27 protein-coding genes are annotated in these 13,619 nt (G+C 54.4%); all 27 read right to left on the bottom strand.

Annotation, left to right across the window (positions count from 1 at the left end; translation table 11 throughout):
* Positions 1-3 precede the first annotated feature (3 nt).
* On the bottom strand, positions 4-624 hold the full coding sequence (gene rpsD, locus ACODS3_RS02565) for a 30S ribosomal protein S4 (RefSeq protein ID WP_122318502.1): 621 nt from the start codon (positions 622-624) through the stop codon (positions 4-6).
* Between the two features lie 18 nt (positions 625-642).
* On the bottom strand, positions 643-1,032 hold the full coding sequence (rpsK, locus tag ACODS3_RS02570) for a 30S ribosomal protein S11 (RefSeq protein WP_002555466.1): 390 nt from the start codon (positions 1,030-1,032) through the stop codon (positions 643-645).
* A 30-nt stretch (positions 1,033-1,062) separates the two neighbouring features.
* Complete coding sequence (gene rpsM / locus ACODS3_RS02575) at positions 1,063-1,419, bottom strand: 30S ribosomal protein S13 (protein ID WP_004883692.1); 357 nt, start codon at positions 1,417-1,419, stop codon at positions 1,063-1,065.
* A 130-nt stretch (positions 1,420-1,549) separates the two neighbouring features.
* Positions 1,550-1,666: a 50S ribosomal protein L36 gene (gene rpmJ, locus ACODS3_RS02580; RefSeq protein ID WP_002555468.1), complete on the bottom strand. Its 117-nt coding sequence runs from the start codon at positions 1,664-1,666 to the stop codon at positions 1,550-1,552.
* A 28-nt stretch (positions 1,667-1,694) separates the two neighbouring features.
* Complete coding sequence (gene secY / locus ACODS3_RS02585; protein ID WP_201007039.1) at positions 1,695-3,029, bottom strand: preprotein translocase subunit SecY; 1,335 nt, start codon at positions 3,027-3,029, stop codon at positions 1,695-1,697.
* Entirely contained in the window at positions 3,030-3,464 is a 435-nt protein-coding gene (gene rplO, locus ACODS3_RS02590) for a 50S ribosomal protein L15 (RefSeq protein WP_007924183.1), read from the bottom strand.
* 3 nt (positions 3,465-3,467) lie between these two features.
* Entirely contained in the window at positions 3,468-3,644 is a 177-nt protein-coding gene (gene rpmD / locus ACODS3_RS02595; RefSeq protein WP_009397493.1) for a 50S ribosomal protein L30, read from the bottom strand.
* 2 nt (positions 3,645-3,646) lie between these two features.
* Complete coding sequence (gene rpsE / locus ACODS3_RS02600) at positions 3,647-4,147, bottom strand: 30S ribosomal protein S5 (protein ID WP_024687031.1); 501 nt, start codon at positions 4,145-4,147, stop codon at positions 3,647-3,649.
* Positions 4,148-4,150: 3 nt separating this feature from the next.
* The gene (rplR, locus tag ACODS3_RS02605) at positions 4,151-4,501 is read right to left on the bottom strand and encodes a 50S ribosomal protein L18 (RefSeq protein WP_002555473.1); all 351 of its coding nucleotides are present in this window, start codon (positions 4,499-4,501) and stop codon (positions 4,151-4,153) included.
* A gap of 10 nt (positions 4,502-4,511) precedes the next feature.
* A complete protein-coding gene (gene rplF / locus ACODS3_RS02610) occupies positions 4,512-5,045 on the bottom strand; it encodes a 50S ribosomal protein L6 (protein ID WP_201007041.1) in 534 nt (177 codons plus the stop codon).
* 12 nt (positions 5,046-5,057) lie between these two features.
* A complete protein-coding gene (gene rpsH, locus ACODS3_RS02615) occupies positions 5,058-5,450 on the bottom strand; it encodes a 30S ribosomal protein S8 (RefSeq protein ID WP_025262048.1) in 393 nt (130 codons plus the stop codon).
* 213 nt (positions 5,451-5,663) lie between these two features.
* Complete coding sequence (gene rpsN / locus ACODS3_RS02620; RefSeq protein ID WP_025262049.1) at positions 5,664-5,969, bottom strand: 30S ribosomal protein S14; 306 nt, start codon at positions 5,967-5,969, stop codon at positions 5,664-5,666.
* Positions 5,970-5,982: 13 nt separating this feature from the next.
* Complete coding sequence (gene rplE / locus ACODS3_RS02625) at positions 5,983-6,522, bottom strand: 50S ribosomal protein L5 (RefSeq protein WP_004883677.1); 540 nt, start codon at positions 6,520-6,522, stop codon at positions 5,983-5,985.
* A gap of 20 nt (positions 6,523-6,542) precedes the next feature.
* A complete protein-coding gene (rplX, locus tag ACODS3_RS02630; RefSeq protein ID WP_002555478.1) occupies positions 6,543-6,857 on the bottom strand; it encodes a 50S ribosomal protein L24 in 315 nt (104 codons plus the stop codon).
* Positions 6,858-6,868: 11 nt separating this feature from the next.
* Complete coding sequence (rplN, locus tag ACODS3_RS02635) at positions 6,869-7,237, bottom strand: 50S ribosomal protein L14 (RefSeq protein WP_002555479.1); 369 nt, start codon at positions 7,235-7,237, stop codon at positions 6,869-6,871.
* A 23-nt stretch (positions 7,238-7,260) separates the two neighbouring features.
* The gene (rpsQ, locus tag ACODS3_RS02640; protein WP_002555480.1) at positions 7,261-7,527 is read right to left on the bottom strand and encodes a 30S ribosomal protein S17; all 267 of its coding nucleotides are present in this window, start codon (positions 7,525-7,527) and stop codon (positions 7,261-7,263) included.
* 2 nt (positions 7,528-7,529) lie between these two features.
* Complete coding sequence (gene rpmC, locus ACODS3_RS02645; RefSeq protein ID WP_002555481.1) at positions 7,530-7,721, bottom strand: 50S ribosomal protein L29; 192 nt, start codon at positions 7,719-7,721, stop codon at positions 7,530-7,532.
* Positions 7,721-8,134, bottom strand: coding sequence for a 50S ribosomal protein L16 (gene rplP, locus ACODS3_RS02650; RefSeq protein ID WP_025262050.1), 414 nt, complete (start codon positions 8,132-8,134; stop codon positions 7,721-7,723). The genes rpmC and rplP overlap by 1 nt, the downstream gene beginning before the upstream one ends.
* 12 nt (positions 8,135-8,146) lie before the next feature.
* Positions 8,147-8,833 (bottom strand): 30S ribosomal protein S3, encoded by a 687-nt coding sequence (rpsC, locus tag ACODS3_RS02655; protein ID WP_025262051.1) that lies wholly within the window; start codon positions 8,831-8,833, stop codon positions 8,147-8,149.
* A 13-nt stretch (positions 8,834-8,846) separates the two neighbouring features.
* Positions 8,847-9,179, bottom strand: a complete 333-nt coding sequence (gene rplV / locus ACODS3_RS02660) for a 50S ribosomal protein L22 (protein ID WP_002555485.1) — start codon at positions 9,177-9,179, stop codon at positions 8,847-8,849.
* Positions 9,180-9,192: 13 nt separating this feature from the next.
* Complete coding sequence (gene rpsS / locus ACODS3_RS02665; RefSeq protein WP_002555486.1) at positions 9,193-9,468, bottom strand: 30S ribosomal protein S19; 276 nt, start codon at positions 9,466-9,468, stop codon at positions 9,193-9,195.
* Positions 9,469-9,484: 16 nt separating this feature from the next.
* A complete protein-coding gene (gene rplB / locus ACODS3_RS02670; RefSeq protein WP_007924198.1) occupies positions 9,485-10,309 on the bottom strand; it encodes a 50S ribosomal protein L2 in 825 nt (274 codons plus the stop codon).
* Positions 10,310-10,323: 14 nt separating this feature from the next.
* On the bottom strand, positions 10,324-10,623 hold the full coding sequence (gene rplW / locus ACODS3_RS02675) for a 50S ribosomal protein L23 (RefSeq protein WP_002555488.1): 300 nt from the start codon (positions 10,621-10,623) through the stop codon (positions 10,324-10,326).
* Positions 10,620-11,222 carry a 50S ribosomal protein L4 gene (rplD, locus tag ACODS3_RS02680; RefSeq protein WP_201007044.1) on the bottom strand — a complete coding sequence of 201 codons (603 nt, stop codon included), beginning with the start codon at positions 11,220-11,222 and terminating at the stop codon, positions 10,620-10,622. The genes rplW and rplD overlap by 4 nt, the downstream gene beginning before the upstream one ends.
* 12 nt (positions 11,223-11,234) lie before the next feature.
* Entirely contained in the window at positions 11,235-11,870 is a 636-nt protein-coding gene (gene rplC, locus ACODS3_RS02685) for a 50S ribosomal protein L3 (RefSeq protein WP_025262053.1), read from the bottom strand.
* Positions 11,871-11,951: 81 nt separating this feature from the next.
* Positions 11,952-12,263: a 30S ribosomal protein S10 gene (rpsJ, locus tag ACODS3_RS02690; RefSeq protein WP_003186070.1), complete on the bottom strand. Its 312-nt coding sequence runs from the start codon at positions 12,261-12,263 to the stop codon at positions 11,952-11,954.
* Between the two features lie 140 nt (positions 12,264-12,403).
* Positions 12,404-13,597, bottom strand: coding sequence for an elongation factor Tu (gene tuf / locus ACODS3_RS02695; protein ID WP_025262054.1), 1,194 nt, complete (start codon positions 13,595-13,597; stop codon positions 12,404-12,406).
* Positions 13,598-13,619: the final 22 nt, after the last annotated feature.

A 13,619-nucleotide genomic window follows, 5' to 3' on the forward strand; every position in this document is an offset into this window, starting at 1 on the left:
CCCTTACTTGGAGTAGAGCTCGACAATCAGGCTTTCGTTGATGTCGGCGGATAGATCACTGCGAGCTGGAACGCTTTTGAAAACGCCCGATTTCTTTTCAGTGTCTACTTCTACCCATTCTACGCGGCCACGTTGGGCACACAGATCGAGAGCCTGGACAATACGCAGTTGGTTCTTGGCCTTCTCGCGAATAGCGACTACGTCACCAGCACGAACCTGGTAAGAAGGAACGTTAACGGTTTTGCCGTTGACGCTGATCGACTTGTGCGAAACCAGTTGACGGGATTCGGCACGAGTCGAGCCGAAGCCCATACGATATACAACGTTGTCCAGACGGCATTCGAGCAATTGCAGCAGGTTTTCGCCTGTTGCGCCTTTCTTGCCGGCAGCTTCTTTGTAGTAGCCGCTGAACTGACGCTCGAGAACGCCGTAGATACGACGGACTTTTTGCTTTTCACGCAGCTGGGTACCGTAATCGGACTGACGACCGCGGCGTTGACCGTGGATGCCTGGAGCTGCTTCGATGTTGCACTTGGATTCGATAGCGCGAACGCCGCTCTTCAGAAAGAGATCGGTGCCTTCACGACGAGCAAGTTTGCATTTTGGACCAATGTAACGAGCCATTTCTTACAGTCTCCTGGATTACACGCGGCGCTTCTTCGGCGGACGGCACCCGTTGTGCGGGATTGGCGTCACGTCGGTGATGCTGGCGATCTTATAGCCACAGCCGTTCAATGCACGGACAGCGGATTCACGACCTGGGCCTGGACCCTTGACATTGACGTCGAGGTTCTTCAGACCGTACTCCAGCGCAGCTTGACCAGCACGCTCGGCAGCTACTTGAGCAGCGAACGGGGTGGACTTGCGGGAACCACGGAAACCCGAACCGCCGGAGGTAGCCCAGGAAAGAGCGTTACCTTGACGATCGGTAATGGTGACGATTGTGTTGTTAAACGACGCGTGGATGTGGGCGATGCCATCAACCACTGTCTTTTTAACTTTTTTACGAGGACGAGCAGCAGGTTTTGCCATGACTAAATTCCTGTCGATACGCTGGAGCGATTACTTGCGGATCGGCTTACGCGGACCTTTGCGAGTACGCGCGTTGGTCTTGGTACGCTGACCGCGTACTGGAAGACCACGACGATGACGCAGACCGCGGTAGCAGCCCAAGTCCATCAAGCGCTTGATTTTCATGTTGATTTCGCGACGCAGGTCACCTTCAGTGGTGAACTTCGCCACTTCGCCACGCAGCTGTTCAATCTGCTCGTCGCTCAGATCTTTGATCTTTGCCGCTGGGTTAACCCCAGTGGTTGCACAAATTTTCTGTGCAGTAGTGCGACCAACACCATAGATGTAGGTCAGCGAGATAACAGTATGCTTGTTATCTGGAATGTTAACGCCTGCAATACGGGCCATTCAGTGGGACTCCAATTGACAGCTACCTACGCCCCGGAAGCCAAGAAATAGGGCGCGAGATAATATCGCTGTAGTAACAAATAATCAACCCAGCAGCGCACTAGCTGCTGGGCTTAAGCACAAATCACAATCAGCCTTGGCGCTGTTTATGACGTGGTTCCGCGCTGCAAATTACTCGAACAACACCTTCGCGGCGAATAATCTTGCAGTTACGGCACAGCTTTTTCACCGATGCACGAACTTTCATCACCAACTCCTCGAACCTTATGGGTACCTCAGCGCAGCATTCCGCCGCCGCTGCCGTAACCCTTCAGGTTGGCTTTCTTCATCAGGGATTCATACTGGTGCGAAACGAGGTGAGATTGTACTTGCGACATAAAGTCCATCACAACCACGACCACGATCAGCAACGAGGTCCCGCCAAGGTAGAACGGTACGTTTGCCGCAACCACCAGAAACTGGGGAAGCAGACACACGGCCGTCATATAAAGAGCACCGAACATGGTCAAGCGAGTCAGTACGCCATCAATGTAGCGCGCAGACTGCTCACCTGGACGGATGCCCGGAATAAAGGCACCGGACTTCTTCAGGTTTTCCGCTACGTCTTTCGGATTGAACATCAACGCCGTATAGAAGAAGCAGAAGAAAATAATCCCTGCACTAAACAGCAGAATATTCAACGGCTGACCAGGAGCGATCGACTGCGAGATGTCCTGCAACCAGCCCATACCTTCAGACTGACCGAACCAGGACCCCAACGAAGCCGGGAACAGCAAGATGCTGCTCGCGAAAATGGCAGGAATAACACCGGCCATGTTCACTTTCAGCGGCAAGTGGCTGGTCTGCGCTGCGAAGACCTTGCGGCCTTGCTGACGCTTGGCGTAGTGAACAGCAATACGACGCTGACCACGCTCAATGAACACCACGAAACCGATGATCGCTACTGCCAGCAAACCGATGGCGACCAAGGCGAAGATATTGATATCACCCTGACGTGCAGACTCGAAAGACTGCCCAATCGCTCTCGGAAGACCGGCGACGATACCTGCGAAAATCAACATCGAGATACCGTTACCAACACCGCGCTCGGTAATCTGCTCGCCCAGCCACATCATGAACATTGCACCAGCCACAAAGGTGGTGACAGCTACGAAGTGGAAGCCGATGTCTGCAGAGAAAGCAACGCCCTGACCAGCCAGGCCAACGGACATGCCGGTAGCTTGAACCAGGGCCAGGACGACGGTGCCGTAGCGGGTGTACTGGCTGATCTTGCGACGGCCAGCTTCACCTTCCTTCTTCAACTGCTCCAGCTGTGGGCTGACGGCGGTCATCAGTTGCATGATGATCGATGCCGAAATGTACGGCATGATCCCCAGTGCAAAGATGCTCATCCGCTCCAGCGCACCGCCGGAAAACATGTTGAACAAGCTAAGAATGGTCCCCTCATTCTGTCGAAACAGGTCCGCGAGTCGCTCCGGGTTGATACCTGGAACCGGGATGTGTGCGCCTATTCGGTAGACGATAATCGCCAGGAACAGAAAACGCAGACGAGCCCAGAGTTCAGACATACCGCCTTTGCCGAGCGCAGAGAGAGCACCTTGCTTAGCCATTTATTCCTCGAACTTGCCGCCAGCTGCTTCGATAGCCGCACGCGCACCTTTGGTGGCTGCGATACCTTTGATGGTGACAGCGCGAGTAACTTCGCCGGACAGCATGATTTTCACGCGCTGTACGTTCTGGTTAATCACGTTGGCATCCTTCAGGGACTGCACAGTTACGATGTCGCCTTCCACTTTGGCCAGCTCGGACAGACGCACTTCTGCGCGGTCCATGGCTTTCAGGGAAACGAAACCGAATTTTGGCAGACGACGATGCAGCGGCTGTTGGCCGCCTTCAAAGCCCGGAGCAATAGTGCCACCGGAGCGGGAGGTCTGACCTTTGTGACCACGGCCACCAGTCTTACCCAAACCGCTACCGATACCACGGCCCGGACGATGCTTTTCGCGACGGGAACCCGGCGCTGGACTCAGATCATTGAGTTTCATCGATTAACCCTCGACTCGCAGCATGTAGTAAGCCTTGTTGATCATCCCGCGATTTTCGGGAGTATCCTGGACTTCTACAGTGTGACCGATGCGACGCAGACCCAGACCCTTAACGCACAGTTTGTGGTTAGGGAGACGGCCGGCGGTGCTTTTGATCAGCGTTACTTTAACGGTAGCCATGATCAGATGATCTCCTCAACACGCTTGCCACGCTTGGCAGCAATGGACTCAGGAGACTGCATGCCCTTCAGACCCTTGAAAGTGGCGTGAACCACGTTTACAGGGTTAGTAGAGCCGTAGCACTTGGCCAATACGTTCTGGACACCAGCAACTTCCAGCACTGCGCGCATAGCGCCGCCAGCGATGATACCGGTACCTTCAGAAGCAGGCTGCATGTACACCTTGGAAGCGCCATGAGCAGACTTCATTGCGTACTGCAGAGTGGTGCCGTTCAGATCGACTTGGATCATGTTGCGGCGAGCAGCTTCCATCGCTTTCTGGATTGCAGCAGGCACTTCACGTGACTTGCCACGGCCGAAGCCAACACGCCCTTTACCATCACCCACTACGGTCAACGCAGTGAAAGTGAAGATACGGCCGCCTTTTACGGTTTTGGCCACGCGGTTAACTTGAACCAGCTTCTCGATGTAGCCTTCGTCGCGTTTTTGGTCGTTATTTGCCATAACTTAGAACTCCAGCCCGCCTTCACGAGCAGCATCAGCCAGCGCTTTGACACGGCCGTGGTACTTGAAGCCAGAACGGTCGAAAGCCACTTGCGATACGCCAGCGGCTTTTGCACGCTCGGCGACCAGCTTGCCAACCTTAGTGGCCGCGTCGATGTTGCCAGTGGCGCCATCACGCAGTTCTTTGTCCAAAGTCGAGGCGCTTGCCAGGACTTTGCTGCCGTCGGCCGAAATGACCTGGGCATAAATGTGCTGCGAAGAGCGGTGCACGCAGAGACGCACGACTTCTAGTTCGTGCATTTTCAGGCGTGCTTTGCGAGCGCGACGCAGTCGGGTAACTTTTTTGACGGTCATTTGCTATGCCCTACTTCTTCTTGGCTTCTTTACGGCGGACGACTTCGTCTGCGTAACGCACACCTTTGCCTTTGTACGGCTCAGGACGGCGGAAGTCGCGGATCTCAGCGGCCACTTGACCAACCAACTGCTTGTCGATACCACGAATCAGGATATCGGTCTGGTTGGGGGTCTCAGCGGTAATGCCATTTGGCAATTCGTAATCCACCGGGTGCGAGAAGCCAAGTGCCAGGTTCAGGACCGAGCCTTTTGCTTGCGCTTTGTAACCAACACCGACCAGCTGGAGCTTACGCTCGAAGCCTTGGCTTACGCCCTGGACCATGTTGTTAACCAGTGCACGAGTTGTGCCTGCCATTGCGCGAGTCTGTTGATCGCCATTGCGAGCAGAAAAACGCAGCTCACCAGCTTCTTCAACAATTTCAACGGACGAATGGACGTTCAGTTCCAGAGTACCCTTGGCACCCTTCACCGAAAGCTGCTGGCCGACGAGTTTGATCTCGACGCCGGATGGCAACTTAACGGGGTTCTTAGCTACGCGTGACATGCTTATCCCCCCTTAGAACACAGTGCAAAGCACTTCGCCACCGACACCGGCAGCGCGCGCAGCACGATCCGTCATCACACCTTTGTTGGTGGAGACGATAGACACACCGAGACCGCCACGAACTTTTGGCAGATCATCGGAGGACTTGTACTGACGCAAGCCTGGGCGGCTGACGCGCTTCACTTCTTCGATGACTGGACGGCCTTCGAAGTACTTCAGCTCGATGGACAGCAACGGTTTGATTTCGCTGCTGATCTGATAACCCGCAATGTAACCTTCGTCTTTCAGGACTTTGGCTACAGCAACCTTCAACGTGGAAGATGGCATGCTCACGACGGGCTTTTCAGCCATCTGGGCATTACGGATACGAGTTAGCATGTCCGCTAACGGGTCCTGCATACTCATGGGCTAGACGCTCCTAATACAAAATAATTAGCCTTGCGGCTACAGCTTGTCGCCGAGATTTTCCGGGCAAGTAAAAACACGGGCTCAGGCGAGCCGACAATTCTAGACCTACACCAGAAACGAATCAAGCCCCAAAAGGGGCTTGATTTGATTTCCCGGCTTACCTGGCGTCGATTTCTTGCGAAACCGACGACAGGTAGCGAGAGGTACGTCTTACCAGCTGGCTTTAACCAGACCTGGAACGTCGCCACGCATTGCTGCTTCACGCAGCTTGTTACGGCCAAGGCCGAACTTGCGATAGACGCCGTGTGGACGACCGGTGATGCGGCAACGGTTACGCATGCGCGAAGCGCTTGCGTCACGTGGTTGCTTCTGCAGAGCTACGGTAGCTTCCCAACGCGCTTCTGGACTTGCGTTCAGATCAACGATGATTGCTTTGAGCGCTGCACGCTTTACGGCGAACTTGGCAACAGTGAGCTGACGCTTCAGCTCACGGTTTTTCATGCTCTTCTTGGCCATTTTCCTACTCCAATCAGTTGCGGAACGGGAATTTGAAAGCACGCAGCAGTGCGCGGCCTTCGTCATCGTTCTTGGCAGTGGTGGTCAGGGTAATGTCCAGACCGCGGAGAGCATCGATCTTGTCGTAGTCGATTTCCGGGAAGATGATCTGCTCTTTAACGCCCATGCTGTAGTTACCACGACCATCGAAGGACTTGGCATTCAGGCCGCGGAAGTCGCGAACCCGAGGCAGGGAGATCGACAGCAGACGATCCAGGAATTCGTACATACGATCGCGGCGCAGAGTTACTTTGACGCCGATCGGCCAACCTTCACGGACTTTAAAGCCAGCGATGGATTTCCGAGCGTAAGTCACAACAACTTTTTGACCGGTGATCTTTTCCAGGTCAGCAACAGCGTGCTCGATGACTTTCTTGTCGCCGATCGCTTCGCCCAGACCCATGTTCAGGGTGATTTTGGTAACGCGCGGAACTTCCATCACGTTCGCCAGCTTAAGTTCTTCCTTAAGCTTCGGAGCGATTTCCTTCCGGTAAATCTCTTTTAGTCGTGCCATGGTCTTCTACCTAGCAGTGTTCAAGCATCAACCGCTTTTTGGGTCGACTTGAAGACACGAATTTTCTTGCCGTCTTCAACTTTGAAACCAACGCGGTCAGCCTTGTTGGTTGCGCCGTTGAAAATGGCGACGTTGGAAGCGTGCAGTGGCGCTTCTTTCTCGACGATACCGCCCTGTACGCCCGACATCGGGTTTGGCTTGGTATGACGCTTCACCAGGTTGATCCCACCAACGACCAGACGGTCATCAGCGAGAACCTTGAGCACCTTACCGCGCTTACCTTTGTCTTTGCCGGCGATCACGATGATCTCGTCGTCACGACGAATCTTTTGCATGTCGGATCTCCTTACAGTACTTCTGGGGCGAGCGAGACGATCTTCATGAACTTCTCAGTACGAAGTTCACGGGTCACTGGCCCAAAGATACGGGTACCGATCGGCTCTTGCTTGTTGTTCAACAGAACAGCAGCGTTGCCATCGAAGCGGATGATGGAGCCGTCTGCACGACGAACACCGTGGCGAGTGCGGACTACAACAGCAGTCATCACTTGGCCTTTTTTCACCTTACCGCGCGGAATTGCTTCCTTGACGGTCACTTTGATGATGTCACCGATACCAGCGTAACGACGATGGGAGCCACCCAGCACCTTGATGCACATAACGCGGCGAGCGCCGCTGTTATCGGCCACATCGAGCATGGATTGAGTCTGAATCATATAATTTCTCCGACCCCTAGTCCTTAGACTTCCACAGCGCGTTCGAGGATATCAACCAACGCCCAAGACTTGGTCTTGGCTACCGGACGAGTTTCACGAATAGTGACCTTGTCGCCGATATGGCACTGATTGGTTTCGTCGTGCGCGTGCAGCTTAGTCGAACGCTTAACGTATTTACCGTAGATTGGGTGCTTGACGCGACGCTCAATCAGAACGGTGATGGTCTTGTCCATCTTGTCGCTGACAACACGGCCAGTCAGCGTACGGACGGTTTTTTCGGCTTCAGCCATGATTACTTACCTGCCTGCTGGTTGAGCACAGTCTTCACGCGAGCGATGTCACGCTTAACTTGCGAGAGCAGGTGAGACTGCCCCAACTGGCCAGTTGCTTTCTGCATACGCAGATTGAACTGGTCGCGCAGCAGGCCGAGCAGTTGCTCGTTCAGCTGCTGTGCTGATTTTTCACGAAGTTCATTCGCTTTCATCACATCACCGTCCGCTTAACAAAGGAGGTGGCGAGCGGCAGCTTTGCAGCAGCCAGGGCGAAAGCCTCACGCGCCAGCTCTTCAGTAACACCCTCGATTTCATACAGGACTTTGCCTGGCTGAATCTGGGCAACCCAGTACTCGACGTTACCCTTACCTTTACCCATACGAACTTCGAGGGGCTTTTTGGAAATAGGCTTGTCCGGGAATACACGGATCCAGATCTTGCCGCCACGTTTAACGTGACGTGTCAGTGCACGACGCGCTGACTCGATCTGACGAGCGGTGAGACGACCACGAGCAACAGACTTCAGCGCGAACTCGCCGAAGCTGACTTTGCTACCGCGCAATGCCAGACCACGGTTGTGGCCAGTCATTTGCTTGCGGAACTTCGTACGCTTTGGTTGCAACATTTGGCGTACCCCTTACTTAGCAGCTTTTTTACGAGGCGCTGGTGCTTGTGGTTTCAGTTCTTCTTGGCGACCACCAATTACTTCGCCTTTGAAGATCCAAACCTTTACACCGATCACACCATAAGTGGTGTGAGCTTCGTAGTTGGCATAGTCGATGTCGGCACGCAGGGTGTGCAGTGGCACACGACCTTCGCGATACCATTCAGTACGTGCGATTTCAGCACCGCCGAGACGACCGCTCACTTGGATTTTGATGCCTTTGGCACCAATGCGCATGGCGTTCTGTACAGCGCGCTTCATAGCGCGACGGAACATTACGCGGCGCTCCAGCTGCTGAGCTACGCTCTGCGCAACCAGCATACCGTCGAGCTCCGGCTTGCGGATCTCTTCGATATTGATGTGCACAGGCACACCCATTTGCTTGGTCAGGTCCTGACGCAGTTTCTCAACATCTTCACCTTTCTTCCCGATAACGATACCTGGACGAGCGGTGTGGATGGTGATGCGTGCTGTCTGAGCCGGACGATGGATATCGATACGGCTTACGGACGCGCTTTTTAGTTTGTCTTGGAGGTACTCACGCACCTGCAGATCTGCCAGCAGGTAGTCTGCGTAAGTGCGACCGTCTGCGTACCAGACGGAGGTGTGCTCCTTGACGATTCCCAGGCGAATGCCAATGGGATGTACTTTCTGACCCATCTCTTCGACTCCGTTACTTGTCAGCGACCTTGACAGTGATATGGCAAGACCGCTTGACGATGCGATCAGCACGGCCTTTGGCACGTGGCATGATGCGCTTCAGCGAACGCCCTTCGTTGACGAAAACGGTGGAGACCTTCAGGTCATCAACGTCTGCGCCTTCGTTATGCTCGGCGTTGGCTACAGCCGACTCCAGCACTTTCTTCAGGATCTCGGCGGCTTTCTTACTGCTGAAAGCCAACAGGTTGAGCGCTTCGCCCACCTTCTTCCCGCGGATCTGGTCGGCGACCAAGCGGGCTTTCTGGGCGGAGATTCGAGCGCCCGACAACTTAGCGGCTACTTCCATCGTTCCTTACCCCTTAACGCTTGGCTTTCTTGTCTGCCACGTGCCCACGATAAGTGCGGGTACCGGCAAACTCGCCCAGTTTATGGCCGACCATGTCTTCGTTCACGAGAACTGGAACATGCTGACGACCGTTATGCACAGCAATGGTCAGACCGACCATTTGTGGCAGGATCATCGAACGGCGCGACCAGGTTTTCACTGGTTTGCGATCGTTCTTTTCCGCCGCCACTTCGATCTTCTTCAGTAGGTGAAGATCAATAAAAGGACCTTTTTTCAGAGAACGTGGCACTGTCGTATCCCTCTATTTACTTGCGACGACGGACGATCATTTTGTCGGTACGCTTATTACCACGAGTCTTCGCGCCCTTAGTCGGGAAGCCCCACGGCGATACCGGATGACGACCACCAGAGGTACGACCTTCACCACCACCATGTGGGTGGTCAACCGGGTTCATGGCAACACCACGAACGGTTGGGCGAACGCCACGCCAGCGTTTGGCACCAGCTTTACCCAGGGAACGCAGGCTGTGCTCGGAGTTCGAGACTTCGCCAAGCGTTGCACGGCACTCAGCCAGTACTTTGCGCATTTCACCGGAGCGAAGACGCAGGGTAACGTACACGCCTTCACGAGCGATCAGCTGTGCAGAAGCACCAGCGGAACGAGCGATCTGTGCGCCTTTACCTGGCTTCAGTTCGATGCCGTGTACGGTGCTACCAACTGGAATGTTGCGCAGTTGAAGAGCGTTGCCCGGCTTGATTGGAGCCAAAGCACCAGCAATCAGCTGGTCGCCAGCACTCACGCCTTTAGGGGCGATGATGTAGCGGCGCTCGCCATCTGCGTACAGCAGCAGAGCGATGTGAGCAGTACGGTTTGGATCGTATTCGATACGCTCGACAGTGGCAGCGATGCCATCTTTGTCGTTGCGACGGAAGTCAACCAAACGATAGTGCTGCTTATGACCACCACCCACGTGACGTGTAGTGATACGGCCATTGTTGTTACGACCACCAGACTTCGATTTTTTCTCGAGCAGCGGTGCGTGAGGAGCGCCTTTATGCAGCTCCTGATTGACCACCTTGACCACAAAACGGCGGCCAGGGGAAGTCGGTTTGCATTTAACGATTGCCATGATGCACCCCTTCCTTACTCAGCACTGCTGCTGAAATCGAGATCTTGGCCTGGCTGAAGGGAGATAACTGCCTTCTTCCAGTCATTACGCTTGCCCAGACCGCGAGCAGTGCGCTTGCTCTTACCCAGAACATTCAGGGTAGTAACACGCTCTACTTTCACGCTGAACAGGCTTTCGACGGCCTTCTTGATTTCCAGCTTGGTTGCATCAGTAGCAACCTTGAAAACGAACTGGCCTTTCTTGTCAGCCAGAACCGTGGCCTTCTCGGAAACGTGCGGGCCAAGTAGAACTTTAAATACGCGTTCCTGGTTCATCCCAGCAGCTCCTCGAATTTCTTCACGGCCGACACAGTGATCAACACTTTGTCGTATGCGATCAGACTAACTGGATCGGAACCTTGAACGTCACGCACGTCGACGTGAGGCAGGTTACGAGCAGCCAGGTACAGATTCTGGTCAACAGCGTCCGACACGATCAGAACATCAGTCAGACCCATGCCATTCAGCTTGCTCAGCAGATCTTTGGTTTTCGGTGCTTCAACAGCGAAGTCCTGAACCACGACCAGACGTTCAGTACGAACCAGCTCACCAAGGATGGAACGCAGAGCAGCGCGATACATCTTCTTGTTGAGTTTCTGGCTGTGGTCCTGAGGACGTGCTGCGAAAGTGGTACCGCCGCCACGCCAGATTGGGCTACGGATAGTACCGGCACGAGCGCGACCAGTACCCTTCTGACGCCATGGGCGCTTGCCGCCACCGGAAACGTCGGAACGGGTCTTTTGCTGCTTGCTGCCCTGACGACCGCCAGCCATGTAGGCTACGACTGCCTGGTGCACCAGTGTCTCGTTGAATTCGCCGCCAAATGTCAGTTCGGAAACTTCGATTGCTTGAGCGTCATTTACATTTAATTGCATGTCAGCTTCCCCTTAACCGCGAGCCTTGGCTGCTGGACGTACAACCAGATTGCCGCCAGTAGCGCCAGGAACAGCGCCCTTGACCAACAACAGATTGCGTTCAGCGTCCACGCGCACTACTTCGAGGGACTGCACGGTCACGCGCTCAGCGCCCATATGACCGGACATTTTTTTGCCCTTGAATACACGACCAGGAGTCTGGCACTGGCCGATAGAGCCTGGGACGCGGTGGGATACGGAGTTACCGTGGGTGTTATCCTGGCCACGGAAATTCCAGCGCTTGATCGTACCCTGGAAACCCTTACCTTTGGACTGACCGGTTACATCAACCAGTTGACCAGCAGCGAAGATTTCAGCGTTGATCAGATCGCCAGCCTTGTATTCGCCTTCTTCAAGACGGAACTCAAGAACAGTGCGACCAGCAGCTACATTCGCCTTGGCGAAGTGGCCAGCTTGAGCAGCTGTAACACGCGAAGCGCGACGCTCGCCGACAGTGACTTGCACTGCACGATAGCCATCGGTTTCTTCGGTTTTGAACTGAGTGACGCGATTCGGCTCGATCTCAATGACCGTGACCGGAATGGAGACACCTTCTTCGGTGAAAATACGGGTCATACCGCATTTACGACCGACTACACCAATAGTCATGTTGTAAACCTCATGAGTGTACGGGGCTTTCACCCGCTATGGCCGCCCATTTCAGAGCGTTACACGACTAAGACCCGAGTCTTAGCCGAGGCTGATCTGCACTTCCACACCGGCCGCAAGATCAAGCTTCATAAGAGCATCAACGGTTTTATCCGTTGGCTGGACGATGTCCAGAACGCGCTTATGAGTGCGGATCTCGTACTGGTCGCGCGCGTCTTTGTTGACGTGCGGGGAAACCAGAACGGTGAACCGCTCTTTACGGGTCGGCAGTGGAATTGGACCACGCACCTGAGCACCAGTACGTTTCGCGGTTTCCACGATTTCCTGGGTTGATTGGTCGATCAGGCGATGGTCAAAAGCCTTCAACCTGATACGGATTTGCTGATTTTGCATTGGATTTCAGACTCCAGATTGCTGTTCCCACCGAGCGCAATACGCCCGTTAAAAGGAGGCGCAATTCTATAGACGAGCTAACAGAGTGTCAACCCAATAAAAAAGCCCCCGCAAGCGGAGGCTTTTTCTTGAATCAACGCTTAAGCGATGATTTTGGCTACGACGCCAGCGCCGACGGTACGACCGCCTTCACGGATAGCGAAACGCAGACCGTCTTCCATTGCGATTGGCTTGATCAGGGTAACGGAAACTTTCACGTTATCACCTGGCATTACCATCTCAACGCCTTCCGGCAGTTCGCAGCTACCAGTTACGTCGGTAGTACGGAAGTAGAACTGTGGACGGTAGCCTTTGAAGAACGGAGTGTGACGACCGCCTTCTTCCTTGCTCAGAACGTAGATTTCAGCTTCGAACTGAGTGTGCGGCTTGACGGTGCCTGGCTTGACCAGAACCTGGCCACGCTCAACGTCGTCACGCTTGGTGCCACGCAGCAGAACGCCGCAGTTCTCACCAGCACGGCCTTCGTCCAGCAGCTTGCGGAACATCTCAACGCCAGTGCAAGTAGTTTTGGTAGTGTCACGCAGACCTACGATTTCTACTTCTTCCTGGATCTTGATGATGCCACGCTCAACACGACCAGTTACAACAGTACCGCGACCGGAGATCGAGAATACGTCTTCGATTGGCATCAGGAACGGCTTGTCGATAGCGCGCTCAGGCTCTGGGATGTAGCTGTCCAGAGTCTCAACCAGCTTCTTGACAGCCGAAGTACCCATTTCGTTGTCGTCTTGGCCGTTCAGAGCCATCAGAGCCGAACCGATGATGATCGGAGTGTCGTCGCCCGGGAAGTCGTAAGTGCTCAGCAGATCGCGCACTTCCATCTCAACCAGTTCCAGCAGCTCAGCGTCGTCAACCATGTCAGCCTTGTTCAGGAAGACAACGATGTACGGAACGCCAACCTGACGGGACAGCAGGATGTGCTCACGAGTTTGTGGCATCGGACCATCAGCAGCCGAACAAACCAGGATAGCGCCGTCCATCTGAGCAGCACCGGTGATCATGTTTTTTACGTAGTCGGCGTGACCTGGGCAGTCAACGTGTGCGTAGTGACGCACGGACGAATCGTATTCAACGTGAGCGGTGTTGATGGTGATACCACGAGCTTTCTCTTCCGGGGCGCTGTCGATCTTGTCGAAGTCAACCTTTGCGGAACCGAAAACTTCGGAGCAAACGCGAGTCAGAGCAGCGGTCAGAGTGGTTTTACCGTGGTCAACGTGACCGATGGTGCCAACGTTGACGTGCGGTTTGTTACGTTCAAATTTTTCTTTAGCCACGACAGTGAACTCCTAGCCTAAA

The sequence above is a fragment of the Pseudomonas sp. FG43 genome (assembly GCF_057809175.1).